Genomic DNA, 24,655 nt, shown 5'->3' on the forward strand with positions numbered 1-24,655 from the left:
AACAAAAGCAGCAAATAACACAAACCTCCGATCCTCGGAGGTTTTGTGTTATTGATGTATTTATTTTTTACTTTATATAAAGGAGGACCTTACATCGAAATATTTATGCACGTTCTACTTTAACGTTAACATTTCCTTTGATCGCTTTGGAGTAAGGGCAGTAATCATGAGCAAGCTTCACGAATTTCTCTGCAGTCTCTTCATCCAGACCGAGAATTTTCACTTCAAGCTCAACATCCAGCTTCACACCACCGTCTGCCGGGTCTGCTACCAGTGCTACAGTTGCAGATACCGTACTGCGTTCAATGGTTACGTTATGTTTCTTCAATTGGAACTCCAATGCGGAGTTAAAACATGCACTATATCCTGCCGCAAACAACTGCTCCGGATTCGTAGCCGTAGTTACTTGTCCACCAAGCTCAGGAGGTGCAGCAACGTCCATCATAAATACATTATCGGGCGATTGCACGATCCCTTGACGTCCACCTGTGTTAATGACTGTTGTTTCATATAGAGTTTTCATATTCAATCTCTCCTCTTTCGATTTCATATTTGTTATATTGGCTAAACATGATTTCTATTAACTTGTTTACAAATTGATTGTACACAATTTAATTTGGTTTGTAAATCATTTTTTTAATCATAAAAAAAGAGGCGCCTTTGAAAGACGACTCCAGGTATTCTCTAATGAACAAGCTTTGACATTACATAGCGGTGATAGAAGAACCTATTTTGTTGTATCCGATTGCTCCGCTTTTTTAGTTTCCTGGTTGCCTGAATTGCGCTCGAAGCCTTGCCGTGGGCCTCCACCATTCATCCCTTTTCCCTTATTAAGATCATCTCCCAGCTTCGTCAGGTCGACAGAAGAGGCATCAATGAGCGTATTCGTGCTCGCTTTTTGTCCCTCCGTAGTGGAAGGAATCGTTCCGTCAAGTTGTCCCTGAATACTTTCCGCACGCAGCGTGCCCAATTTGGTCAATTCGGCAACAGCTGCTTTATACTTGTCGTATGTGACAAACGCTGTAGGATCATTTTTAACATAATCGGTAATCAGATTGTTCAGCGTCTGTACCTTTTGCTCAAACTTCCCGTCTGCGAAATAACCGTCTATAATTTCCTGCAAATATTCATGGTACTTCGCTTTGTACTCAGGCACCTCCAGCAGTTTACTTAATATAGGGCGTTCTTCCATCGTCACACCGGACAGTGGTGTATCAATCGCAAGATTGACCACATCAGATGCGGAACCTGCCATGAATCCACCAAAAGCCATATTATAGTCCCACGGCAGCATACTGAGCTGTCCATTATTCTCATACAAATAATAGTTATGACCCATATTGGAAGTATAGCTATCCATATTCACAACCACGGTATGCGCTGCAAAATATTTCAGCACAGCATCCACATCCACAGCTTTTTCAAGATTAGTGCCTGCATTCAAGTTTTTAAGGGCCTCAATGACACGTTGTTCATCTTCTTCCGTTGTTTTGGTCTCAGCATTGTCAAAAATGCCAGAATAACTGGAAACTTTATCATCCGTATAAACTAAGGATACGCCGTTCGTGCCGCCATTCATTCCACCGCCTCTGCCGAATCCGCGACCACCCTCTCCGCGATTGTTGGCGGTCTGGGAGTTGGCATTGCTCGTACTGTTATCTGTATCACTTGGTGGTTCCATGCCTTCAGGGGGCTGAAAATCTCCCATCCCTGCAGTGTCACCTTCTGCTGGCGGGTTACCCATTCCCATTGGATTCCCCATTCCGCCCGCTCCCATATTGCCATCGTTATTGGGTTTATAGATCTCGCCTTCACCATTTTTCGCCCGTGCCAGATAACCGCTGTCTATATCTTCAACCGCCAGATATAAACCCCATGCCTTTCCGTTTACGTTGATATTGGCAAAAGCAAACAAAGGTGCGTCAACGCCAATATAACTCATGATGTCGTAGCTAAGATATTCTTTCATATAACTGGCGTCGGAGATCATATTATTTACAACCATTTTGTCGAGTCCATTCCACGTCTGACCTTTAACATATTCATCAAACTTGATTTTGAAACTATACCGATCCGTTGTATCGTCTCCTGCCACTTGTCTCAAACTCGAGTTCCCTTTGGCTCGAATGCCCACATTTTCAATCGTTGTTCCGTTAATCGTTACATTGGCTTTGATATAGTTTTCCTCTGCTGCTGTGTCCAGCATTTCTTGCCAAGCAGTCTCATCCACATCAATGGAGAAGGACATCACCTCCGTTTTATTAAAGCTTTGTGCATAAGACGTAGTTTGGGCATTACTTTCACTCGTTTGTTTTTCTGTATTTACAGCTGTTTGTGTTGTCGCCGTTGTCTCCGCTTCATTGCTGCAAGCTGATAACAGCATCGAGGCAATCACCGTTCCTGCCATGACGTTTCTCCATTTGTTGTTCATCATCCTTTTTCCCACCTTACATCTCTTTTTTAATTCTGCTAGGGAGAAGTTTAAGGGAGAAACCTTAAATGGAACTGAACAGACAAAAAGAGCCGCCTTTTAGAGCAACTCTTCATAAACATTTCTTTTTTGCTTCTGCTTTTTGGTAAAATGCACTATTCCACTTTTTTGCTGGTTTTCAATTTACCGTTGCCATCCAGCTCATAGAATTGATAAAGATCATTAGAGAGAGTTAGAGATTCCAGAATCTTCTCCATAAAGGACGCTGATGCATTGGCGCTGAGATGATCGCCATTCCAATAGTAATGAAGCATGAGACGATTCTGATTATATGGATGTTTAATGACATATGCTCCCGAATGTCCAGATGCGTTCATCGCATCTTTCCAGGCCAAACCGATACCATTTGCCCGAACATTAATGTTTTTTTTCAAAGCCTGCACAATACCATTCGATTTCGCATTACCAACAAGAATGAGGTTACTGCTGCCAATCTCGCGTTTCAGCTTCTGCTTCAACTCTTTTCGATCCCGAACTACATCGTATTTCAAGTCAAATACATCAAAAATTTGAATTAACTGGCTGGTCGCTTGTTCCTGTTGTTTCGCTGCTGCTTTGCTCACCTGATCTCCAAGTACAATGGTTAATGGCTCACCTCGAAAGGACTTTTCCATTAAACGAATCATCACTTCATAAGGCAGATTTGGAATGTTGTTCACCACCGCCTCATACTGCGGCTGATAGGCATCATGCATATAGGCTGCAAGTTCCTTCTCGGACATTTGATACTCCTGCTTTAGCTCAAAATCAGGCTGAAGCAGCGCTTTTTCCATGTCTTGACGCTGTTCTTTGCCAAGCACATCCTCAATGGTACTGAGTAATCCATCGATTGTAGCGTTTTGGTAGACAAAGCGATGAAAGTATTCCTTCATAAACGCATCAAATTTTTGTTCACCAACCGAGCGGTATAATTGATAAATGGCCTGACGTCCCTTTTGGTAAAATACATAATCAGCCATTTCCCCCGCTGCTTCATTCGTTGAGGCAATGGGCAGATCAATAGGGGACGGGTCGAGCTGAATGGACCTGAACCCTCCCAGCTTGTTGCCCTGCTTTTCTAAAAAATACACCATAGAAAAGTCGGCAAAACCTTCATCCAGAAAGGATTCCGTTTCTGAATCGTTCCCTATTAAAGCATGGAACCACTGGTGCGCAATCTCATGCACAAATGTCGAATCATCTTCAGGTAATGCGTCTGCAGAACGCTGCGGCATCTGTATTAATCTTGAGTATTCTACACCAAAACCATCCACATAAGTTTCGATGACACGAAATTCGGGATACGGATATTTACCATATTTCTCACTGTAAAACGCGATGACTTTAAATGCATAATCAATGTATTTGTCCACTGCAGCTTTTTTGGCAGGGTCATCACCCGAATAAAAATATTCCACGGTAAGACCATTCCGCGTCTCACGTTCTACTTTTAAGTTGGGATCAGCGAAAAAAACAAATTCTCTCGTGTTCGCGGCGCTCGCTGTAACCACTTTCCGCCCTTGTTCAGCACTGTCTTTGGTAGTGATATCTCCCGGCATGACGACCTGATATGTCTCAGGTACATTGAACTCAACATCGAAATCGGACGATGTATAGAAATCACTCTCGAATGAAGTGCTATACGGCATCTTATTCCATTGATGTGTAGTCTCGTCATACACAGACATCACCGGAAACCAGTGTGCTCCATTGATCTGATCCTTGTAGTACGATATTCGTTGCATGCCATAAGGAATGTCGAGCCGATAATCCACCTGGAAGGTAATAGACTGACCCGGTTGCAAAGGCGTTTTCAATTGCACACGTAATGCTTGATTTTTGTGATCGAAAAGAAGCTTCTCCCCCTGCTGAGACACTTTGACAATATCTATACCGCCCAAGAAAGCTGACGCTTTCTTCTCCGGGTGTTCTTTGGCTATTTGCTCATTCTGGCTTGTATACATGATCGTTTGTGTTGCTTTGGATCGATTAGCATCTGCATAGGTATGCATAACCAGCTCTTGAAGTGTATCTTTGCTTGTATTTCGATACGTTACAATCTGGTTTCCCGTTATGGTCATGTCTTTTTCGTCCAGTCGTGCTTTGATCTGATACTGAATCGGGGATTGATCTTGAGACATCGCTTGTGAGCGCATACGAGAAGCCTGTTGCATCTGGAACGCTTTTTGTGTTGTCCCGGCACTGGCATGCAAGCTGGACCAATTCGAAGAGGCAGCATAAGTGGTATGGACGAACGGAGATGCTGCTAATGTAAGGGCAATTGTGCTTAGCATCACCTTTTTAATGGTATTTGTTGGTTTAGTTTTTGGAACGTGCATGTTCTCTCTCCTTTTGCTATATGTTGTATACATACAACGATAAGAGATCAACCTTACGTTGAATTTAGGTTTGATTTAAATTTTGTTTAAAAAAAGACTTCTTTGCCTAATCCGGTCCCCAATCGTTCCCCAACTCTCCCAAAACATCATTTCAATATATCTATCTAGGTATGGAAAAAGAAAAAAAGCCTTGCTCCGCAAGGCTTTTCATGTATGATCTGTAGTGGGCTCGAACCACTGACCCCTACCCTGTCAAGATAGTGCTCTCCCAGCTGAGCTAACAGATCGTGTATATTAGGTTTCATTCAATGAAGTAACAATATCATACCAAGTAAACGTGTTCATTGTCAATCATTAATTTGGTTATAATTTGCCTGAATTGGAGCACAATAATGGAAAGTATAATCATTTACAGAAGGCAGGTGAACTCTATGAAATATTTCGTTTCGAATCATGGTATAGCCCGTACAAAATGTCAATCACAGCACAGGTTATTTCGAGGTCTCACCTGTGCCGCTACATATGTGCTTCTTCTCTCTTCCTTGATTGGCTGCACATTGCAAAAGGACGAACATACCGTGAAATTCCAGCAGCTGCATCAGCCGAATGAACAGAGCGAATCACTGCCCGTGTGGATGGATGTGTATTCCAATTCCGTTGTACATGAGGTCTATTCTCCCCAAGGAAACACCGAATTTCTGCCATAACAGTGAAGGGTTCAATATGGGCACACGTTAACCTGAAGCAGCATAAACAATCGCTCTTTGAAATTAACCTTGTGCTCTCATTCCTCTTCATCCCACTTCCGAGAGTAGGCTTTCTTGGTCACATAATATAACAATCCAATCATACCCGCTGACATCAGCAATGTAATTGTCATAATAGCCGCCATTCCCATGATTCATCCTCCCCCAAAGTCCCAATATGTACCAGACTTAACTATACAGGAAAAGCATTTTTTTGTATAATGCAGTCTGAACTTGTGCGCATGGAGCAGAAAGAAGGAATTGAATTTGGCAGCGGAGATTAGTTATGTAACGACAGAAGAAGAACTGAAGCAGGCACTTGGAATTCGCCGTCAGGTTTTTGTCATGGAGCAGCAAGTGCCCGAAGAACTTGAAATCGATCAATACGATGTGATCAGTCCTGATGTTCATCATGTATTGCTTCACACCGATGGTCAGGCTGTTGCCACAGGTCGTCTGATCTATTACAGCAAGGATACCGCCAAAATGCAGCGCATTGCTGTACTGGAATCTTACCGTTCATTCGGGTACGGGCGTGTGCTTCTGTTAGCGATGGAGGAGCTTGCCCGTGAGCTTGGATTAACCTATTCGCTGCTGGATGCCCAGTGTCAGGCGCAAAAATTTTACGATAAACTCGGGTATGAAGTGATTTCTGAGGAACCTTTTTATGATGCCGATATTCTGCACGTTCGTATGAGAAAAAGTCTGTAGTCTCGCAGCAAAACTCAACATCACAGGCACTACATAGAGATAGCACAGCTATTCTCGAAATGTTGCAAAACATGCATATTTCTCGCCAGTTCGGACAGGATAACAGTGTAACCTATTCCCATTTGGTCATAGAAGGAGAGTGTGACATGATGGATCAGACAACACGCGAGACGTTCACAGCAGTGCAGAAAAATGGTGACGGTGACTTAACCGCTTTCCAAACCTCAACAGGCCGTGTCCTGGACTATCAGCAAGCGCTGAACGAGGTGAAGGCCGGAGCTATTGCTGGTGTCAATGTGTTCAAAGGCAAGGACGGAGAGATGTACATTCGCGGCGATGCCGACGGTGATCCGACGAACAACCTGGACCAGCTTCCGACTTTCTAACAGAAACAACTCATTCCACATACAGCGCCAATCCTTAAGGGTTGGCGTTTTTGCTGTGTCATTGATGTCCGTTATGTCCTGGCAGCATCTTATGCCATCTATCTCTTCGCCTCAATCGCCGATTAGTATTCGGTAAAATATTTCACCGCACTGCCGGCTGGCTGGGCTTTTCGCACAGGCCCTGGTTCCTGCTCCCATGCCTGCAAAATCTGGATGTTATCCAACGAGGAAGGGTTCCCCCATGCGATGTAACCTTTCCGTTCAAGCTCCAGCAGCGACTCCCGAATCTGGGCACGACTGCGGCCTGTCTTGTTCTCCAGTTCATCCATTCGTGGAATTCGCCGCTGCTGTCCTGCATAGTTAACGATGATTCGCAAAATCTTCCGCTCAAAGTCGTTCAGCATGCTTCAACTCTCCCTTCCGATTCTGTTCGGTTACAGGACGCCATGCCAGAATGTTTTGCTCCAGAAACGTCCGGGGTGCACCCTCTTTGCCTTCCGCTGCCCGAATCCTCCCGCCGCGCATACTGTTAATTCGAATCTGCCTCTGTGTAATCTGTCCCGCACGATCCATATACACAAGCTCCACCATCTGGCCAACATATTTTCCTAGCATGATCATCCCTCCAACAAGAACATTTGTTTGTATTCATTATTATATGCGAACATAAGTTCTTTATTCAATAACAAAAAAAGGAATTTAACAAAATAAAAAAACCAGACTTGCTCTGTAAGAAACAGGCATCTGGTTCTTCATTCCTCCAAGCGATTAGCGGCGATCTGATTCGGAAAATTGTACTTTTTTCAACTGCTGCGTATTCGGATTGAAATCCACATGCACATATACAGCAAATTGCTTGCCGTCCTTGGCACGGACCCACAGCTTGAACTGCTCTCTGGACTCACTGGCGCTTAGGGACGAACGGCCAATATGTTTGTAATCCAGAATGTCTACATTGTACTTGGTTTGAGTCTCCTTCACCGCGATAATTCCCCACTTCGCATAATCGGGGATCGTGTCCCCGGTTGCGGAAACGGTTGTTGTGATGCCTGCCAAGCCAAGCATAAGTGTTAATATCGTGATTACCAGCACTCTCATGCGTTTCACTCCCTGGGAACAATGTGTTGCTGATATCGTACCCTGTTGCATTGCATTTTACACCCACATTCGAAATATCCAGACTGCCGGCCACAGCCAATACGGTACAATCCGCATCAACTGAGCCAACTCGCCCATTCCATCGTTATAACGAAAACTCATCCCCCAATCCCTAGGGAGAAAACGCTGCTGTGCTTGGGACTCTTCGGCGGGCTCCAGCCCATACTTTTGCATAAGTATTTGCCTTGTCTGTTCATCCACTAGCGTCTCATTCAACACGTCACTTGCCGTCACCTGCACACTGCTTATGCACATTAAAATCATCATCAAACCTATGATACGTAACCATCCGAATCTCATATGTACTTCTTCCTTTCTGCCTTGATTCCATTGCCAAACACTTGCGCTTACGGATATTAAATAACTTGTCTGATTGTACATAAATATTGCGAATATGGAAATACCAAACCAAGAGTAGTTAACGCCTGCTGCCGATCCGAAAAGTAATCTGAATGCAAGTTAATCACACGTTGCTTTAGACCCATTTCAATACTTATCTATTTAATAAAACCATTAACCGTGTAATGGATTTGACTGACTGATCAAGCTGAACCAAAGTGCACCCGAGTCTTCTTCACCCCATATTTGAGGAGGTTATATCTGCATGTTCAAACGTCTGGATGAGATTCTGATTGAGATTCCCAACGTCGAAAAGCCTGATCCCAACGCAGCTGCGGCTGTACAGGAATTGCTTGGTGGTAAATTCGGAGAGATGTCCACCCTGAACAACTACCTCTATCAGTCCTTTAATTTTCGCTCCAAGGAAAAATTGAAACCCTTCTACGACCTCGTGATGAGCATCACGGCCGAAGAGTTAGGACATGTTGAACTGGTGTCCCACGGCATTAACCACTGTCTAAGAGGGTCTACCGAATATAAAGGGCCTGATCAGACGCCGCTAGGTTCTGTGAAGGATGCTCGGCTGTCGTATCATTTCCTGGCAGGTGCACAAGGTGCGATGCCTTTTGATTCCATGGGCAATCCATGGACGGGTGCCAATGTCTTCAACAGTGGCAATCTGGTGGAGGATCTGCTGCATAATTTCTTCCTCGAATGTGGAGCCCGCACACACAAGATGAAAGTTTACGAAATGACCAATCATCCTGCCGCTCGCGAAGTTGTCGGTTACTTGCTCGTACGCGGAGGTGTGCACGTGGTGGCGTATGCCAAAGCGATTGAAATTGCAACAGGTGTCAATGTAACCAAGCTGATTCCCATCCCTTCACTCGACAACAAATCCTTCAATGAGGCTCGTAAGTACGAAGAGAAAGGCGTTCACACCAAGCTGTATACTTACAGTGACAAAGACTTCAATGCCATCGGCCAGATCTGGAAAGGCACACACCCCGAAGACGGACAACCTCTGGAGGTTATTCAGGGCATACCTCAAGGCTTTCCGATTCCCGAAGCTCCGGCGCTGGAGGAGGAATTTGCACCAGGCATCTCACATGAGGATTTCAAAGAGATTGCACGTCGTCTGAAAATGGCGGGAAATATTGCGGATTAAAGAGCAGATTAAAGCCCTCGAACCCAACTGCTTCAATGCAGAGAAGCTCTGAGGGCTTTGTTATAATAAATTTATGTTCAATTTTATGATGTAAAATAAGTATGTTGTGCGCATATGATTACCCAAGAATTTTGCTGTAAAAGTAAACCTGATCGCCGCTCACAACGTTAGCTTAGTTAAACTCCAACACCGATTCCGCACGCTGACTCATGACTTCAATAAGCATATTCGCACCCAGACGAAAACCTTGTACAAACGCAGCTTCCGTATGCATGCCTTCACATCTCCCCCACAAGTCAAATAACTGTTCAAGCTCAAGAAATTCATTCTCGCTCAAACGATTCTTCCATTGCTCAGTCAGTGCTGCAATCTGCCGCCCTAACTCTTTGTATTCAGGATGTGTCGGCATCATCATCTCATCCGGGCGAAGTCGGCCGTTATAAAGTGCTTCCAATATTGGATTCATGTGCATCCTCCTGTATATTAACTCGCACCTCACTTGAATGAGCGTTCTGCACATGGTAGGATATTTATGCAGTCGCTCGTTCGTAGTGATTGCGGGATAGGAAGCAGCGTTGTTCTTCGTGGGACGAGCGCTGCTTCTTTTTATTTTTGGAGCTCGTCGTAAATCTTCTCAATCCCTTTGCGAACGATTGCAGACCGGTTCGTATTCAGCTTCTCAGCCGCAGTATCCAGCTTACTAAGAATTTCCTCATCGACACGGATCTCAATCGTTTTGCTCTTGGGATTATCAGATTTAGGACGCCCCATCTTTTTGGAGGACATCGCTCCACCTCCTTTTTGTCCTGACAATAATATATTATTGTCAGGACAAAAAGTCAACGTATTTGTAAAACGGTAACAAATAATCTGCTTTCATTTACATACAAAAAAAGACGATCCAACAACACTCGCTGGAAGCCCTCTACTTCTCTCTGCTCCTCTGCCACAAATACCTTCCCCATACGCCGACAACTCCACACAACAAAAGCGCACAGTATGCCCAGACAAACAGCATGGCAAGCCCTAACCCGATGTTGGCATCCAGACGCTCATCAGTCATGTACGTATACAATGCAAATATAAGTGGCACAGCGCCCACGATAAAAAGTCCCATAAACCAACCAGTCAAGCTGCGATAACCGGAGGGCGTGTTATGCCCCTTCAATTTACGAATCCCCAAAAATAACAACCATAAAATCAAAATAAAACCGAGACAGGTAAGTAAAATTTTAGTCATATCTGACATGTCATTTACCTCCTAACGCCCAACATTCTCCAGATGATATGCATGAAAACATTTAAGCATGATCCTATCATACACTCCAGCCATAGCCTTGCCCATCATTACCCAATTCTGCCCTGCGTGATCTTGCCATCTTTACCTCCTTTATATACCAAGCCCCTTCTCCAAAATAAAAAGACCACCGCCCAGACTTCCTTCCAAGTCATGGACGATGGTTATATTTCCCCTACTATTTCAGTTCGCTTCGCCTATGCACCAAACTGCGCATAGTGCAGACGGCTGTAAATGCCGCCAGAAGCGAGCAGTTCCTCATGCCGACCCTGCTCCGTGATGCCTTGCTCGGCCACGACCACGATGCGGTCTGCGTTTTTGATCGTCGCCAGTCTGTGGGCAATGACAAGTGTAGTACGGCCTTCGGACAGCTCCGCCAGCGATTGCTGAATCGCCGCTTCCGTCTCGGTATCGAGTGCCGAAGTTGCTTCATCCAGAATCAGAATTGGCGGATTTTTCAGGAACATGCGTGCAATCGACAAACGCTGCTTCTGTCCTCCTGACAGCTTCACGCCGCGCTCCCCAATGAGCGTATCCAGTCCATCCGGCATCGACAGAATCAAAGCTTCCATCTGAGCCCGACGAGCAGCCATCCAGATTTCTTCCTCCGAAGCATCCAGCTTGCCGTAGGCAATATTCTCTCGAATCGTACCATCGAAGAGGAATACATCCTGCTGCACGATCCCGATCTGACTGCGCAAGGAATCCAGTGTCATGTGCTGAATATCCTGACCATCAATCGTGATGCGCCCTTCCAGCACATCATAGAATCGCGGCAGCAGACTGCATAACGTTGTTTTCCCTGCACCGGACGGACCAACGAGAGCCACCGTTTCCCCAGCACGGATACTCAGATCAATCCCTTGAAGCACAGGCTCCTGATCCGAATAACCGAAAGTCACCTGCTCATATTGAATATCTCCATGCAGATGCGATACCGCAACGGCGTTAGGACGGTCTTTGACGTCTGGCTCCATATCGAGCAGGTCCGTATATCGTTTGAAGCCTGCAATGCCTTTAGGATATGTCTCAATGACCGAATTAATCTTCTGAATCGGTGTCAGGAATACGTTGGACAACATAATAAACGCGATAAACTCACCATAGGTCATACTGCCGTTAATGACAAACCACGTGCCGCATACGAGTACAAATAATGATACCAGCTTCATCAGCACGTAACTGATGGAAGAGTTCCACGCCATAATTTTGTACGCAATCAGCTTGGTTTGACGGAAACGACCATTGTTTACAGCGAATTGCGCTTTTTCATGCTCTTCATTCGCAAAAGCCTGAACGACACGAATACCTGTAATATTGTTCTCTACACGAGCGTTGAAATCTGCAATGTCCCCAAACATTCGGCTGAAAGCCTTGGACATTTTGTTACCAAAATACAAGGAGAGATAGATAATAAGCGGCACAATGATAAACGTCAGAATCGCCAGATTCCCGTTAATGCTCATCATAATGCTAAATGCACCCACGAGTGTCATGACCGCAATAAATACATCCTCCGGACCGTGATGGGCGATCTCTCCGATATCCATCAGATCATTGGTCATGCGGGATACCAGGTGCCCCGTCTTTGTATTGTCAAAATAACGGAAGGACAGCTTCTGCACATGGTTAAACAGATTTTTACGCATATCCGTTTCAATATTGATGCCCAGCTTGTGTCCCCAATAGGTCACAACATAGTTCAGAAACGCATTGAGCAGGTAGATGCCGAGCAGCACTACACATGCCCATAAAATCCAGTCCCAGCGTCCACCTGGCAGCAGATCATCGACTACCCGGTTCACAGCTAGAGGAAAAGCCAGCTCCAGCAACGCGACCAAAATTGCACAGGTAAAATCGAGAATAAACAGTTTTTTGTATGGCCTGTAATAGGCAAAAAAACGACGAAGCATGAACCAAGTTCCCCCTTACGGCAATCCTCCGTCAAAATGATGATTACCTTTTATTTCGTCCTGCTTAATAGATACAGGAAGTATGGAGCTCCAAGAATAGCTACCAGTATTCCAGCCGGAATCTCCGAAGGTTGCAGAATGACACGTCCAAGCGTATCCGCAACGAGAACAAGCAGTGATCCGACAAGAGCGGAAGCAGGCAGCAAAAACTGATGTTTCGGTCCTACAAGCCGGCGTGCCAGGTGAGGGCCGATCAGACCCACAAAGCCGATTCCGCCGCTGACCGATACAGATGATGCCGCAAGACCAACAGCAGCCGCAAGCAGAATCAATCGTTCACGCTCTACCGAGGCACCGAGGCCGCTTGCTGTCTGATCTCCCAGATTTAAAACGTTAAGCACACGCGCTTTGGTCAGCACAAACGGAACAAGCACAACAATAAATGGCAGCAGGGCCATAACGAATTTCCAATTGGAGCCCCAGATGCTGCCCGCAAGCCAGGTGGCTACGAACTGGTATTTTTCCGGGCTAAGCCGCAGTGTTAGTACAATCATGGCCGAGCTGATACCAGCTGCAATACCGATGCCCGTCAGCAGCATACGTGTAGGCATAATGCCTTCCCCTTTTTTATAGGAAAGCACGTAGATCAGAAATGCCGCAAAGCCTGAACCGATCAAGGCAAGAATAGGGAGCAGGAAGACCGGAGCAGCTGTCGTTGTCGGGAAAAAGGAAACAAACAGCATAACGGCGAGTCCCGCTCCTGCATTAATTCCAAGAATGCCCGGATCAGCGAGCGCATTGCGCGATACCCCCTGCATGATGCAGCCGGACAGGGCAAGCCCGGCGCCAATCAGCACCGAGATGACGATGCGCGGCAGACGGAACTCGAACAGAATCAGCTCCTGTTTCGCTGTACCGCCTCCAAACAGCGTACGCAGCACCTCAAGCGGCGAAAGCTTCGTAAACCCGGTATTCATACTGATAATAAAAGCCGTAATAATCAGAAGGCCGAGCACAATGAGAACAAAAATGCTTTTGTTTCTCTTCTTGCGTTCTGCACCAACCATCGTTGAGGAACCCATTACAGCGTCCTCCTTTCTTTCCGCGCGAGATACAGGAAGAAGGGTACCCCGATCAGGGCAACCAGCGCGCCAATCGGCGTCTCGTAAGGCGGGTTAATCATACGTGCTGCCAGATCCGAGAATACGAGCAGCAGACTGCCCATGACCGCAGAACAAGGAATAATCCAGCGATAATCCACCCCGACGAGCTTGCGTGTGAGGTGGGGAATGATCAGACCCACAAAACCGACAGCCCCTACTACCGATACAGCAGTACCTGCCAGAATAAGAACAACGATCAGCCCCAGCAGCTTGATCAGACCCGTGCGTTGTCCCAATCCAACCGCAATATCTTCGCCCAGACTGAGCAGGGTAATCGAACGTGAGATGATCAGCCCAACGATAAGCGCCCCGAGCACCCATGGGAACATGACCTGAAGATGCGACCATTTCGTCCCCGCTACGCCTCCGGCAGTCCAGAAGGCCAGATCTTGTCCTATTCGGAAGTAAAGTGCGATTCCCTCACTTAGCGCAGACAACATGGCCGATACGGCAGCACCAGCCAGCACCAGACGAAGCGGAGTCAGGCCTGATCGGGAGGCTGCACCGAAACCATATACAAGCAGCACGCCAAGCCCTGCGCCGAGGAATGAATACATAATGATGTACATATATGGCATGCCTGGGAAAAAGGCAAAGCAGATCGCAAGTGCAAAGCCGGCGCCAGCGTTCAGCCCGAGCAACCCTGAATCCGCCAGTGGGTTACGAGTCATGCCCTGCATAATCGCCCCTGCAACAGCAAAACAAGCTCCGACCATCGCCCCGCCAAGCACACGCGGCAGCCGGATTTCCCATATGATCTGATGAGGAGTCAGGTCGGGATTAAAATTAAACACAGCCTTCCACACCACACCAAGCTGTATATCTGCAGCGCCGAATGAAATGGACAATGCCATCCCCAGAACAAGCAGCAGAATACCTCCTGTGAGAATGAGTGTAGCTGCCCACGGACGTGTATGGATTTTGGCTGTCGGTGACTCCGTATTCGAATCGGAATGCACTGATGAAGGATTGGAGCTCATGCTTGTCCACCTGTGTTATGAATGAAGTCTGTTAACCGTATGTACATAACAATCACCTCTCTAATATTGCCGCCTCTTATTGATATTGATTCTCATTCCCATAGAACATTGTAAGTGAAACCTTCCACTCTGACAATGGACAAAAAGGACAATTTTCTTGCAGATATGAATATTTCCACATTTTTATGCACACAAAAAGGCCATTCCGAGCTTCAATGCAGCAGCATTTAACGGGCTGGGGATTCACTCATTTTTGCGAACTCAATCTGAAAATCAACATAATATAATATCAGTCGTAGACAACTGCGCTCCGCTGTAAGGAGGTTGCCCCTTTGAAACCACTAACCAGGAAGCACTCGGGATCTGCCAGAATTCTCTCCTCTCAGAAGTCTTCACCGCGCCATTCAGTAAAGAACGGAACAGGACCAAGGACCAAATCCAACCCACTCGGACATCCTGGATCACGACAAGTGAGTCCGCGAGCTTCCGTTCGAGGACTCGCTATACCTGACCGAACGAGTAATCAGTCCTCTGTCGACGGTCCTAAACAAAACACACTGGATCAGTTGGCCTTAGTTGCAGCCATTCTTGCACTGATTGCTTCAGCGATTGGAGTATACATTGCCTGGAAAACACTGATTTTGCCTAGCAGTGGTACTACAGAAATTACGGTATAACCCGACTTTGTCTCGTTCATGGCAGCCGGGTTATTTTCCTAAAACCAAAAAACCGTTCCCCGGAAACGCCGGCAGTCACCGACGTCTCTTTGGAAAGGCCATATTGTCCGGGCGCTGCTCCCAGGCAGCCCTCATCCGTCAAGGAATGGTCTGAATTACAGTACGAACATGCTGGAAATGATAACCAGCAGGATAAACAATACCAGAATGGCGCCTGTAGATGTCCATGCTCCACCGCCGAAACCTCCGCAGTACCCGTAACCTGTACCTTTGAGTTCGCTCATGAGTGACACTCCCCTCTTCATCAAAGTACACTATAGACTATGTCCGCAAGCGCTTTTTGATTGGGCAAGTGAAGAAGTTTTTCTCTGGAAGCAGGGGATGAATCATAAAAGCTTTTGCGATATTATGTTTCGCTCAGCTGAGACCATTTCTGGGTTAACTCCTTGGGAATGTAGGCCGCCATCTGCGCAAGCAGCTCAGCCGGATCAGACTCCAGACTCCACAGACTGAGATGCGATGTATTGGAGAAACCTTCATGTACGCTGTGCTCGACCAATTTCATCAGTGGTTCGTAATATCCGTTAACGTTCAACAGACCGACAGGTTTGCGATGGATGCCGATCTGTGCCCAGCAAAGCACCTCAAACAATTCTTCAAACGTGCCCATTCCTCCCGGCAGGGCAATGAAACCATCGGACAGCTGGGCCATCGTTGCTTTGCGTTCATGCATCGTACCCACCTCAATCAGTTGAGTCAGCCCGCTATGGACTACTTCACCTCTGAACAAACCTGTGGGCATAACACCTATCACTTCTCCACCTGCAGCAAGAGCAGCATCTGCCACGGCACCCATCAATCCCATGCAAGAGCCGCCATAGACGAGTGCATACCCACTGTCAGCAATCTGTCTACCCAACCTCGCAGCATGCCGGGTGTAGTCAGGGTGATTTCCCGGATTAGAACCTGCAAAAACACATATCCGTTTCAATCGGTTTCACTCCTTCTTATGATCTATCCAAGTTGAACCAAAGAGATGGTGTAGATAATTGTTCAACTTCTATATCTCATTAGTATATAACATAAATGTCATTGCTATGTTACAAGACATGAACAGAACGAAAATACGAAGCAGCTGCATCCAGCTCAAATTACATCAAAACTCAAATCTTTGCCAGAGACTATTCGCGTCCAATCCTGCCCCTTCATGGAAAAAAAATCAAAAAAACACCCGACCGTTTGCAGCCGGCCGGGCTCCCAAATCCATACACATTAATTTAGAAGGGGTTGTTGTTACCTACTATAAGGTTGAAACATTAATGCCATATGATCGCAGTATGAAAACTATATTAAATATCAAGTCGAACTACCGTATGCCGCGCCGTGAACGCACTACAAACATATGCTTGTCCTTGCGAAGCAATCGTCCGTCTTCCAGTTCCACCTGATCCTCATCATGCCGCACAATCGTTGTGCATAACGCTACAATTTTGGCTCGCCGCCAGATCATAATCTGCGACTTGAAATAGATCGCATTCTCGAACTGGACTGCCTTCTTCATGACATAACCGATCTTGTGCACTTCCGAACGCGCCTTCTTCAGAGGCAGGCTTTCGTCAGGGAGAGGTCTGATCATTGCAATATTGTCGAACGATACCTTGATCCGTTTCGGTCCGATTCGAACACATTCCGCTTCTTCATCCCACTCCATCAGCGTTCCCTTCAGAGGCTCGCGAATTCCTGTTGCCCGATATACTGCTACTTTTCGTCCAATCCAATGTCGCAATGTGCTCGCCTCCACTCTATCTAGTTTTCAGGTATTGTCCAATCAATCGGTTTAATACCTTGGGAGACGAGAAAATCATTGGCTTTGGAAAAAGGTCTGCTGCCCAGAAAACCGCGATGTGCCGCCAGCGGACTCGGATGTGTTGATTCCAGCACCAGATGTTTGTCTCTATTGATAAAAGCACCCTTTTTCTGCGCATGACTTCCCCAGAGCATGTACACCATTGGCTCTGTACGTTCATTCAGCTCACGAATAACCGCATCCGTGAACGTCTGCCAGCCCAATCCCTGATGTGAGTTAGGCTGACCTTCCCGCACGGTCAGTACAGCATTCAGCAGCAGCACACCTTGCTCTGCCCAATGAATAAGTGAACCATGCTTGGGGACAGGCACCCCCAGATCATCCTGAAGTTCTTTGTATATATTTTTCAATGAAGGCGGAACCCGCACTCCCGGTCTGACCGAAAAGCTTAATCCGTGCGCTTGTCCTGCACCGTGATAAGGGTCTTGGCCAATGATTACAGCTTTGACCTTGTGATACGGAGTCAGCTTCAACGCTGAGAACAAATCCTCCTTGGGTGGATAAACCGTCTGTGTTTTGTACTCGGCAGCAAGCGCATAACGGATGTTGTTAAAATAGTCAGCCTGCGTCTCCTGCTGTAGTACCTCATCCCAATCATTTCCAAACATATTGTATAGACTCCCTTCCCCTGATGAATGTATACCCGTACAGCCCGTCTGGATGGGCTCTTCCCTGCAAGAACCGACCAATCTGCGGCTCATAGACTATCCACCATTTTAACATAACCGCGGACGTCAGACCAGAAGCGGGGATTGAGGAATGTGAACGTCTGAAAGGGCGAAACAGTCATGTACACTGCTCCGCCCTAGATGTTCATCGTTATTATTTTCAGAAAATCTAGATTGCAAGGGTGAGGGACACCGTCTGCTCTACTATACGGTCACAGACAACATATCCTCCTGCTGCTTCACCAGTACACGACTGATTCGGCTCAAGCCCTCTTTCAGGATCGAACGGGGGCAAGCCAGATTCAAACGGATATATCCTTCCCCATTCGCCACAAACATCCCGCCATCCTCCAGCAGCACACCTGCCTGCTCCGCAAAAAACAGAGGCAGACTTACATCCTTCGGCGCATAAGGCGTAATATCAATCCAGGCCAGATACGTGGCATCCGGAATGTGAAACACGGCAAGTGGCAGATGCTGCTTCACATATTCGTCAACATACGCAAAATTGTCGTCCAGATATAGCTTCAGCTGACGCAGCCATGCATCACCATGCTCATACGCTGCCTGAGTGGCCGCGATACTCAGCGGGTTTTTGAAACCGTAATGACGTGCTTGCCAAATATCCCGAAGACCTTTGTTCGGAATGATGACATTCGAGAACATCAGCCCCGCCATGTTAAACGTTTTGCTCGGAGACATGCAGGTAATGATACGGTCGGTAGCCGGGAACAGCTTTGCAAGCGGGGTATGTGTTTTTCCCGTGCGCAGCAGATCACAATGAATCTCATCTGAAATGATCCAGACATCATTGCTCAGACAGATCTCACCCACCCTCTCCAACTCTTCCTTGCTCCAGATGCGTCCAGACGGATTATGCGGGTTACAGAAAATACATACACGAACCTTCTCGTCCCTCGCCTTTGCTTCAAAATCCTTAAAATCAATCGTATATTGCCCTCGCTCATTGATCATGTCCGAGCACACCAGTTCGAGCCGGTTATGATCCGCTGCCGACTTGAAAAATCCATAGGAAGGCGTCAAGATTAACACCTTCTCGTCCGGCTGGCAGATATATTCTACCAGTTCATAGAGCGCAGGAATAATGCCATTCGACGTCTCCAGATGCTCCTTCGGGAAGGACCAATCATAATAACGCTTCATCCAGCTCGCAACCGCTTCGTAATATGCTGGATCAAAAATCTGTGAGTATCCCATAATCCGGCGATCCAGCCGCTGCTTCACCGCATCCAGAATCTCGGGCGGGGTCGCAAAATCCATATCGGCAATCCACATGCGGATCATCTCTTCGTCTTTGAACGGAAAGGTCATCTCACTTGTTGCATTGAAAATATATTGGCGAAAACCGTCCGTATTCATGGCGTTGGTTCCGGTGCGATCAATAATCTCGTCAAAATTATAGCGCTTGACACTCTCCGTAATGTTGTTGGTCTGATTCGTCTGATTCATCTTCGTCATGGTGATTAACTCCTCTGATTGTCTTTTGGTCACTTTTGGTCACTTTTGGTCACTCTCGGTTCACTGCTTCTGCCCCTATTGTTCCATGTCGCCGAAGTTGCATCAAATGCAAGAGAATCTACTCTAAAGAAACAAAATACTTTCGATGTTTCCTCAGAATAGTCTTTTCACTGTAAAAGTGATATATTTCTTATAGGTATTTGCTTTTACGAAAGTTTTTCATCTTTTTCATCTATTCTCAGGAAACATCACCTCTACGAAGGAGCTGCCCACGATGAACAACATCAATCAAGAGGTTGGCAAAAAAATAAAGAACTTCCGCAAATGGCGCGGGCTCACCATACAGCAGCTGGCAGACCAGATTTTCAAAAGCAAGGGTACGCTTTCCAAATATGAGAGCGGGGATATTACACTGGACCTGGTGACATTGCACCAGATTGCGGACGCGCTGAACATCCAGGTGGAACAGCTGCTTTATAAAGAACCGAGACATGCCTCACCGCTGATGAATACAGTGCAGTCCAGCTTTTTCAAAAATTCGACCCGCTTCTACTCTTACTTCTACGACGGTCGAAACAATAGCCTCATTCGCTGCGTCATTGACATGATGGCTCAATCGGATGCCAATCGCTATCGCACGGTGATGTATATGAATGTGAAGGATTTTGAGAATTATCAGGAATGTGAAAATATGTACTGGGGGCATACGGAGCATTATGACACGCTCACCACCCTGATTCTGAAAAACCAGGCTACACCGCTCGAAAATCTGTATATTAATATTTTGGCATCGTTTCAGGAGTCGGAGAAAAAATGGGGGCTGATGGCCGGTGTCTCGTTCAGGCCCTTCATGCCGATTGCGCTGAAAATGCTCTTCTCCCGCACCCCGCTGCCAGAAACGCCGGAGCTCTATAATGAGCTGAAAATTTCCAAAGAGGATCTGCGTACACTCAAAATTTACAATATGCTTGCCGTAACCTGAGTCTGGCAAATCACCTGAAGCAGGAATGAAACGACGACAAGCCAAAAACACCTGCCGAAGCTGTTCATTCCAGCCCAAGCAGGTGTCTTTGATGTAAGCTTAAGGATGTTCAAACGCAGCACGCCGAGGCAGCTTTCTTACAGAGAGCTTTCAGCAAGCGTTTCTCTTTTCCATGTAAATCTCTGTTCTCTGCGTTAAAGTTTGAGTGTGTTTATGAACACACTGTAGCCGTACCGCCTAGTGTTTGATCAGATCCAGCGTTTCGTCAAACTGCTGCTTCTGCTCCTCAATCTTATGCTCGTTGCCAATAACACAACGGTGCTGTTGCTCCAGAATCGCAGAGACAAGTCCGGCAAAGCCGTTAATGTCGCTCTCCTTCGTACGTAGCACCTCATCCCGCTCCCGCTGCAGATCAGCTTCCGTCACATTGGACAGATAACATTCCAGCGAGAAGGCCCCTTCACTGTAAGGCGTTCTAGGCGTATCCAGATCCTGAATCGCACCAATGATATACCGTGTCATCTCCCGTTCATCAGCACGGAAATCGTTCAGATACTGCGGGATTCCCTCGTATACCTTATACGTTTTATCCAGATTCGGATCACGGTAGGAGGCCAGGTAGCTGTCACCATTCCGTCTAAACCCGGACATGCAGCCGTAAGCGCCGCCTTTGGCGCGAATGTTGTTCCACAGATAATCGAGGGACAAGATCCCCTGTAATACACGGAGCGAGCCGGTATAGGCAAACCCTTTGTCGATATAATTCCCGGTTTGCACCACATACTGGACCTCGGATGGAGAGCGGAACCCTTCGTTATGTGTGGCAGGCGTGAACGTAAAGGCTTCCTTCGCTACTTCTTGTGTGAACAGCATGGCTTTCAGGCCGGAGACCTGCTGCTCCAGGCCTTCGTATCCTTGATCATCCGCAGTGTAGCTGACCAGCAGATTTTCCGGTCTGAAAATGTAACCCATCAGCTCTTGCAGGCTGGCGGACAGCTGTTCTTTTTTCGCATCAAAATTCGCCTGCAGATCCTCAAGCCATTGATAGTACGCAATCCCGCTAACCGCTTCTCTGAAATCAGCAACGGCCGAATGCTTCGAGGACGATCTTGCAATCCCCGCAGAGTGACCACTGTTGATCAGGTTGCGCTGCAAGTTGCCTTTGACTTGAGAGATGATCTCGAAAAGTCGCTTCGTATTGTCAAAACGGGACGTAAGCACGATCTCCTTGATCATATCAAAGGCAAATCCAAGTTTGTCATACAGCACTTTGGCGTTAAATTCATATGTCGCCTTGAAGTCTTCATGTTGATGTGCGTTCGCATACGTGCCAAGCCCGCTGTTGATGCCGCCGGAATGGATGTGAATCTCATTCGACAACTCATTGAAGGAGTAGTTCTGTGTATCCACGTATCCCAGTACATTTTTCAACAAACCCGCATAAGGCAGCAGGCGGCGCGGTACGTCCTTGATATCAAACAGCAGCCTCAAATAACCGATACCGTTCGTATACAGATTGTGATGCAGAATGGTTGTGCCATCAACATTGTTCACCGTTTGGTAGAGCCTGGATGCCTTCGTATCAATATCCTCAATCGACAACGTTGGAATCACCTGCTGCTGTTCCTTGGTCGAAGGGGTATTCTGGTACTCCGCGAGTGCCTCCGTACGTTTAATCATCTCCTGCACTTCTTCCGGGCTAAGTCCGGCCTGCACCGATTTCAGACGAGCCTTCAGCGCCTCTTCCTTACGCGCATTCAAGCCTTTGTCCGGCGTCAGTGCCACAAACGAGGTATGTGTGTTTTGTAAAAGATATTTCTCGATCAGTTGTTCAAAATAACCTTGCTTCATTTTCGTGCGAAGCTCTGCAAATACATCATTTGCCTCCAAATGGGTGAAAGGCGCCTCCTTGTCATACAGCCAGCTTTGCAGGGAGGAAAATCCGTAGATCAGCCCTTTGGGCATACGGCCAAAGTCCGCTTCCCGGTGATTGAACTCGTACGAATTAATACCGGCAAGCAGCGCTTTCGGGTCAAAACCTTCCTTAACCACTCGCTCCAGCACTTCCTTGATCGTTCCGAGGAATTCATCCTTGCTTGATAGATTGCTCTTCTTGAGTCCGACCGTGAACACGGGCTGATATAAACTGTCATCATAAGAGCCATAAACATCCTTCGCGATGCCTTTATCCAGTAGTGCCTGCTTCAGCACAGCCCCAGGTGCGTTGAGCAGCGCGTATAGCAAAATTTGAAACGAGATGTTCAGTTCCTTGTCCAGACTTGTGCCAATCACCGCATTATAGGTCAAAAAGCTGTTGTCCACTTCGGATTCCGTGCTTCCCGCAGAGTACGACTTCACCGCATCCACCCGCGCCGGGAAGGCAGGTTGCAGCTTGATCTCCGAGTCAATCTCGATCCGATCATAGCTGCTCAGGTAATTTTCATCCAGCCATTGCAGCTTCTCTTCCATGTCCATGTCACCGTACAGGTAGATGTAGCTGTTGGACGGATGATAGTATCGTTTGTGGAAATCGAGCAGCCCTTCATAGGTCAGGTCCAGAATCGCCTCCGGGAATCCCCCTGACTCACAGGAATACGTTGTATCCGGGAAAAGGGAGTTCAGCACTTCACGTCTCACCAACCGTTCTGGCGAAGAAAAGGCACCCTTCATCTCGTTATATACAACGCCGTTGTACGTCAGCTCATCATTCGCGGAAGTGAGATTGTAATTCCAGCCCTCTTGCAGAAATATTTTTTCATTCTCATAGATGTTCGTATTTAACACCGCATCCAGATACACATCCATCAAGTTATGGAAATCGTGATCATTGCGGCTGGCCACCGGATAGATCGTTTTGTCAGGATACGTCATCGCATTCAAAAATGTATTCAGGGACCCCTTCAGCAGCTCCACAAAGGAATCTTTGGCCGGGAACTTCTTCGACCCGCAGAGCACGGAGTGCTCCAGAATATGGGCTACCCCGGTATCATCCTCGGGAGGTGTGCGAAAGCCAATGCTGAACACCTTGTTATCGTCGCTGTTGGATAGCAGTACAATGTGAGCACCGGATTTCTCATGTTCCAGCAGGTACGCATCCGATTGCAGTTCTTCGATTCTGCGCTCCTGTAACACCTTGTAGGGTTTAAGCTGTTTCAACATAAATAGAGTCCTCCGTCCATTAAATTGTTGTATAGGTTGATGACTGGATACTCGTTCACATGTGAAAATTACACAGGCACTCCAAAGATGTGTAATATTGTATTGGAACTCAATCCGCAGGCAGGGTGAAAGGGAATATCTTCCTATGGATAGTATACACCATTGTGATCTTACTTCATAAAGAGACAGCCGAATCCACTTTCTGATATGTATTATGCAAGGGTTGTGTTTATGAGCTATGCGGGGTGGAGGGAAAAATTAGGGAAGTATTATTTTAATAATTTTTATTGCGAAATTTTTTTATTTTCTATTTTAAATGCACTTGTTAAAGTCACTAAATTGTGAGAAGTTGGAGATAAAACAGTTAAAGCAATTCCTGTAAAAACTCCTTCTACCCCAGCACTACTGTTTTAGTACCGTAGCATAAAAAAGATTTGTGACGAAATGTGAATTATCACTCCGCACAAATCTTATTAAATTTTACGAGAGTAGAAGGTGTCTTTATGAAGTCCAAAGTATTTAAAGTAACAATATCTGTGATCGTTATTTTAGGAATTGTAACAGCACTTTTTTTATACTTCTATAAATTCCCCAAAGAGATAAACATAATATCCCCAGCTGTAAGTTTCTATGAGAATGACCCTTCTTCAGTGGAGGGTACTACAATAAAAGTATCAGGAACACTGTACCGACCTTTGTTTCAACAACATGTATTTAAAGGTTCAGTAACGATTGATAACTTAGATTTTACCAAAAAGAATGAAACCCTCGATACCTATATACTTGATAGAAAGAATGGCATCAATATGGGAAATCTTGTTTATCATAAACCTTCAACACCAGGGGAGTTTTTAACTTCAAGTATGATCTGGTTTGATGACACTTTCGAACATGTTAATATAGCGAGCGATTGGGGACAGAATAAAAAATTATTTTTTATTGTCTCAGCTTCTTCTTATGAAGAGGGTATTGATGCTCAGCGAAAGATGAGAGATAAGTATGGTTCCTTTTTTGTTCCAAGAGAATAGATACAGCACACCTCGATGTATCCAATCCTAAAGTTCGTCCCCAATCTGCCCCCAGAAATAAAAAAGACACTTAATACCTGTGAATCCCATTTTTCATTTGAAGACATAAAAAAAGAAAACCCCTT

General features: G+C 46.3%; 26 protein-coding genes and 1 tRNA gene. 7 read left to right on the top strand and 20 right to left on the bottom strand.

Annotated features, from left to right (window positions below):
• Positions 1-103 precede the first annotated feature (103 nt).
• The 4 genes from HNR77_RS25830 to HNR77_RS25845 all read right to left on the bottom strand — a co-directional run bounded on the left by HNR77_RS25830 (position 104) and on the right by HNR77_RS25845 (position 5,096).
• Positions 104-523: an organic hydroperoxide resistance protein gene (locus HNR77_RS25830; protein ID WP_184190451.1), complete on the bottom strand. Its 420-nt coding sequence runs from the start codon at positions 521-523 to the stop codon at positions 104-106.
• 204 nt (positions 524-727) lie between these two features.
• Positions 728-2,434: a CotH kinase family protein gene (locus HNR77_RS25835; protein ID WP_221444006.1), complete on the bottom strand. Its 1,707-nt coding sequence runs from the start codon at positions 2,432-2,434 to the stop codon at positions 728-730.
• 152 nt (positions 2,435-2,586) lie between these two features.
• Entirely contained in the window at positions 2,587-4,809 is a 2,223-nt protein-coding gene (locus HNR77_RS25840) for a M1 family metallopeptidase (RefSeq protein WP_260410907.1), read from the bottom strand.
• A 214-nt stretch (positions 4,810-5,023) separates the two neighbouring features.
• Positions 5,024-5,096, bottom strand: a tRNA-Val gene (locus HNR77_RS25845).
• Between the two features lie 144 nt (positions 5,097-5,240).
• Between HNR77_RS25845 and HNR77_RS25850 the strand changes: the two genes are divergently transcribed.
• The 3 genes from HNR77_RS25850 (at position 5,241) to HNR77_RS25860 (ending at position 6,652) form a co-directional block, all read left to right on the top strand.
• On the top strand, positions 5,241-5,516 hold the full coding sequence (locus HNR77_RS25850; protein ID WP_184190453.1) for a hypothetical protein: 276 nt from the start codon (positions 5,241-5,243) through the stop codon (positions 5,514-5,516).
• A 306-nt stretch (positions 5,517-5,822) separates the two neighbouring features.
• Positions 5,823-6,266 carry a GNAT family N-acetyltransferase gene (locus HNR77_RS25855; protein WP_123062472.1) on the top strand — a complete coding sequence of 148 codons (444 nt, stop codon included), beginning with the start codon at positions 5,823-5,825 and terminating at the stop codon, positions 6,264-6,266.
• 149 nt (positions 6,267-6,415) lie between these two features.
• The gene (locus tag HNR77_RS25860) at positions 6,416-6,652 is read left to right on the top strand and encodes a DUF3892 domain-containing protein (protein ID WP_111272271.1); all 237 of its coding nucleotides are present in this window, start codon (positions 6,416-6,418) and stop codon (positions 6,650-6,652) included.
• Positions 6,653-6,774: 122 nt separating this feature from the next.
• Here HNR77_RS25860 and HNR77_RS25865 read toward each other — a convergent pair whose 3' ends face one another.
• The 4 genes from HNR77_RS25865 to HNR77_RS25880 all read right to left on the bottom strand — a co-directional run bounded on the left by HNR77_RS25865 (position 6,775) and on the right by HNR77_RS25880 (position 8,110).
• A complete protein-coding gene (locus HNR77_RS25865) occupies positions 6,775-7,056 on the bottom strand; it encodes a helix-turn-helix domain-containing protein (protein ID WP_184190455.1) in 282 nt (93 codons plus the stop codon).
• Positions 7,040-7,267 carry a hypothetical protein gene (locus HNR77_RS25870; RefSeq protein ID WP_184190456.1) on the bottom strand — a complete coding sequence of 76 codons (228 nt, stop codon included), beginning with the start codon at positions 7,265-7,267 and terminating at the stop codon, positions 7,040-7,042. The genes HNR77_RS25865 and HNR77_RS25870 overlap by 17 nt, the downstream gene beginning before the upstream one ends.
• Positions 7,268-7,420: 153 nt before the next feature.
• Positions 7,421-7,750, bottom strand: coding sequence for a DUF3889 domain-containing protein (locus HNR77_RS25875; RefSeq protein ID WP_184190458.1), 330 nt, complete (start codon positions 7,748-7,750; stop codon positions 7,421-7,423).
• 57 nt (positions 7,751-7,807) lie between these two features.
• A complete protein-coding gene (locus tag HNR77_RS25880; protein WP_184190460.1) occupies positions 7,808-8,110 on the bottom strand; it encodes a hypothetical protein in 303 nt (100 codons plus the stop codon).
• A 304-nt stretch (positions 8,111-8,414) separates the two neighbouring features.
• On the opposite strand from HNR77_RS25880, the gene HNR77_RS25885 reads away from it, so the two are divergent.
• Positions 8,415-9,317, top strand: a complete 903-nt coding sequence (locus HNR77_RS25885) for a manganese catalase family protein (RefSeq protein ID WP_184190462.1) — start codon at positions 8,415-8,417, stop codon at positions 9,315-9,317.
• Between the two features lie 172 nt (positions 9,318-9,489).
• On the opposite strand, the gene HNR77_RS25890 is transcribed toward HNR77_RS25885, so the two are convergent.
• The 6 genes from HNR77_RS25890 to HNR77_RS25915 form a co-directional block, all read right to left on the bottom strand.
• Entirely contained in the window at positions 9,490-9,783 is a 294-nt protein-coding gene (locus HNR77_RS25890) for a DUF6809 family protein (protein WP_184190464.1), read from the bottom strand.
• Positions 9,784-9,923: 140 nt separating this feature from the next.
• Positions 9,924-10,103: a ribbon-helix-helix protein, CopG family gene (locus HNR77_RS25895; RefSeq protein WP_184190466.1), complete on the bottom strand. Its 180-nt coding sequence runs from the start codon at positions 10,101-10,103 to the stop codon at positions 9,924-9,926.
• A 139-nt stretch (positions 10,104-10,242) separates the two neighbouring features.
• Complete coding sequence (locus HNR77_RS25900; protein WP_260410908.1) at positions 10,243-10,566, bottom strand: hypothetical protein; 324 nt, start codon at positions 10,564-10,566, stop codon at positions 10,243-10,245.
• A gap of 245 nt (positions 10,567-10,811) precedes the next feature.
• Positions 10,812-12,527 (bottom strand): ABC transporter ATP-binding protein, encoded by a 1,716-nt coding sequence (locus HNR77_RS25905; RefSeq protein WP_184190468.1) that lies wholly within the window; start codon positions 12,525-12,527, stop codon positions 10,812-10,814.
• 50 nt (positions 12,528-12,577) lie between these two features.
• Positions 12,578-13,609, bottom strand: coding sequence for a FecCD family ABC transporter permease (locus tag HNR77_RS25910; protein WP_184190469.1), 1,032 nt, complete (start codon positions 13,607-13,609; stop codon positions 12,578-12,580).
• Positions 13,609-14,670: a FecCD family ABC transporter permease gene (locus HNR77_RS25915; RefSeq protein ID WP_184190471.1), complete on the bottom strand. Its 1,062-nt coding sequence runs from the start codon at positions 14,668-14,670 to the stop codon at positions 13,609-13,611. Before HNR77_RS25915 ends, HNR77_RS25910 begins: the two co-directional genes overlap by 1 nt.
• 332 nt (positions 14,671-15,002) lie before the next feature.
• Between HNR77_RS25915 and HNR77_RS25920 the strand changes: the two genes are divergently transcribed.
• Positions 15,003-15,347, top strand: coding sequence for a hypothetical protein (locus HNR77_RS25920; RefSeq protein WP_184190473.1), 345 nt, complete (start codon positions 15,003-15,005; stop codon positions 15,345-15,347).
• 155 nt (positions 15,348-15,502) lie between these two features.
• Here the strand turns inward: HNR77_RS25920 and HNR77_RS30015 are convergent, their stop codons facing one another.
• The 5 genes from HNR77_RS30015 to HNR77_RS25940 form a co-directional block, all read right to left on the bottom strand.
• Complete coding sequence (locus tag HNR77_RS30015) at positions 15,503-15,631, bottom strand: YjcZ family sporulation protein (protein WP_216517289.1); 129 nt, start codon at positions 15,629-15,631, stop codon at positions 15,503-15,505.
• 122 nt (positions 15,632-15,753) lie between these two features.
• Positions 15,754-16,338: an LOG family protein gene (locus HNR77_RS25925; protein ID WP_184190475.1), complete on the bottom strand. Its 585-nt coding sequence runs from the start codon at positions 16,336-16,338 to the stop codon at positions 15,754-15,756.
• Positions 16,339-16,713: 375 nt separating this feature from the next.
• On the bottom strand, positions 16,714-17,133 hold the full coding sequence (locus HNR77_RS25930) for a hypothetical protein (protein WP_111272244.1): 420 nt from the start codon (positions 17,131-17,133) through the stop codon (positions 16,714-16,716).
• A 20-nt stretch (positions 17,134-17,153) separates the two neighbouring features.
• Positions 17,154-17,822, bottom strand: a complete 669-nt coding sequence (ung, locus tag HNR77_RS25935) for a uracil-DNA glycosylase (RefSeq protein ID WP_184190514.1) — start codon at positions 17,820-17,822, stop codon at positions 17,154-17,156.
• A gap of 264 nt (positions 17,823-18,086) precedes the next feature.
• Positions 18,087-19,361, bottom strand: a complete 1,275-nt coding sequence (locus HNR77_RS25940; RefSeq protein WP_311768675.1) for a MalY/PatB family protein — start codon at positions 19,359-19,361, stop codon at positions 18,087-18,089.
• Positions 19,362-19,635: 274 nt separating this feature from the next.
• Between HNR77_RS25940 and HNR77_RS25945 the strand changes: the two genes are divergently transcribed.
• On the top strand, positions 19,636-20,343 hold the full coding sequence (locus HNR77_RS25945; protein ID WP_111272242.1) for a helix-turn-helix domain-containing protein: 708 nt from the start codon (positions 19,636-19,638) through the stop codon (positions 20,341-20,343).
• Between the two features lie 237 nt (positions 20,344-20,580).
• Here HNR77_RS25945 and HNR77_RS25950 read toward each other — a convergent pair whose 3' ends face one another.
• Complete coding sequence (locus HNR77_RS25950) at positions 20,581-23,502, bottom strand: insulinase family protein (RefSeq protein ID WP_184190477.1); 2,922 nt, start codon at positions 23,500-23,502, stop codon at positions 20,581-20,583.
• Between the two features lie 503 nt (positions 23,503-24,005).
• On the opposite strand from HNR77_RS25950, the gene HNR77_RS25955 reads away from it, so the two are divergent.
• Entirely contained in the window at positions 24,006-24,530 is a 525-nt protein-coding gene (locus HNR77_RS25955) for a hypothetical protein (protein ID WP_184190479.1), read from the top strand.
• Positions 24,531-24,655 lie beyond the last annotated feature (125 nt).

It is taken from the genome of Paenibacillus sp. JGP012, assembly GCF_014203995.1.
Taxonomy (GTDB): Bacteria; Bacillota; Bacilli; order Paenibacillales; family Paenibacillaceae; genus Paenibacillus; species Paenibacillus silvae.

Excerpts from the sequence above, each read along its gene's own strand:
- HNR77_RS25830 (WP_184190451.1), bottom strand. The coding sequence starts at position 523 with ATGAAAACTCTATATGAAACAACAGTCATTAACACAGGTGGACGTCAA.
- HNR77_RS25835 (WP_221444006.1), bottom strand. The coding sequence starts at position 2,434 with ATGATGAACAACAAATGGAGAAACGTCATGGCAGGAACGGTGATTGCC.
- HNR77_RS25840 (WP_260410907.1), bottom strand. The coding sequence starts at position 4,809 with ATGCACGTTCCAAAAACTAAACCAACAAATACCATTAAAAAGGTGATG.
- HNR77_RS25850 (WP_184190453.1), top strand. The coding sequence starts at position 5,241 with ATGAAATATTTCGTTTCGAATCATGGTATAGCCCGTACAAAATGTCAA.
- HNR77_RS25860 (WP_111272271.1), top strand. The coding sequence starts at position 6,416 with ATGGATCAGACAACACGCGAGACGTTCACAGCAGTGCAGAAAAATGGT.
- HNR77_RS25865 (WP_184190455.1), bottom strand. The coding sequence starts at position 7,056 with ATGCTGAACGACTTTGAGCGGAAGATTTTGCGAATCATCGTTAACTAT.
- HNR77_RS25870 (WP_184190456.1), bottom strand. The coding sequence starts at position 7,267 with ATGCTAGGAAAATATGTTGGCCAGATGGTGGAGCTTGTGTATATGGAT.
- HNR77_RS25875 (WP_184190458.1), bottom strand. The coding sequence starts at position 7,750 with ATGAGAGTGCTGGTAATCACGATATTAACACTTATGCTTGGCTTGGCA.
- HNR77_RS25880 (WP_184190460.1), bottom strand. The coding sequence starts at position 8,110 with ATGAGATTCGGATGGTTACGTATCATAGGTTTGATGATGATTTTAATG.
- HNR77_RS25885 (WP_184190462.1), top strand. The coding sequence starts at position 8,415 with ATGTTCAAACGTCTGGATGAGATTCTGATTGAGATTCCCAACGTCGAA.
- HNR77_RS25890 (WP_184190464.1), bottom strand. The coding sequence starts at position 9,783 with ATGAATCCAATATTGGAAGCACTTTATAACGGCCGACTTCGCCCGGAT.
- HNR77_RS25895 (WP_184190466.1), bottom strand. The coding sequence starts at position 10,103 with ATGTCCTCCAAAAAGATGGGGCGTCCTAAATCTGATAATCCCAAGAGC.
- HNR77_RS25900 (WP_260410908.1), bottom strand. The coding sequence starts at position 10,566 with ATGTCAGATATGACTAAAATTTTACTTACCTGTCTCGGTTTTATTTTG.
- HNR77_RS25905 (WP_184190468.1), bottom strand. The coding sequence starts at position 12,527 with ATGCTTCGTCGTTTTTTTGCCTATTACAGGCCATACAAAAAACTGTTT.
- HNR77_RS25910 (WP_184190469.1), bottom strand. The coding sequence starts at position 13,609 with ATGGGTTCCTCAACGATGGTTGGTGCAGAACGCAAGAAGAGAAACAAA.
- HNR77_RS25915 (WP_184190471.1), bottom strand. The coding sequence starts at position 14,670 with ATGAGCTCCAATCCTTCATCAGTGCATTCCGATTCGAATACGGAGTCA.
- HNR77_RS30015 (WP_216517289.1), bottom strand. The coding sequence starts at position 15,631 with ATGAGCGAACTCAAAGGTACAGGTTACGGGTACTGCGGAGGTTTCGGC.
- ung (WP_184190514.1), bottom strand. The coding sequence starts at position 17,822 with ATGTTTGGAAATGATTGGGATGAGGTACTACAGCAGGAGACGCAGGCT.
- HNR77_RS25940 (WP_311768675.1), bottom strand. The coding sequence starts at position 19,361 with ATGACGAAGATGAATCAGACGAATCAGACCAACAACATTACGGAGAGT.
- HNR77_RS25945 (WP_111272242.1), top strand. The coding sequence starts at position 19,636 with ATGAACAACATCAATCAAGAGGTTGGCAAAAAAATAAAGAACTTCCGC.
- HNR77_RS25950 (WP_184190477.1), bottom strand. The coding sequence starts at position 23,502 with ATGTTGAAACAGCTTAAACCCTACAAGGTGTTACAGGAGCGCAGAATC.
- HNR77_RS25955 (WP_184190479.1), top strand. The coding sequence starts at position 24,006 with ATGAAGTCCAAAGTATTTAAAGTAACAATATCTGTGATCGTTATTTTA.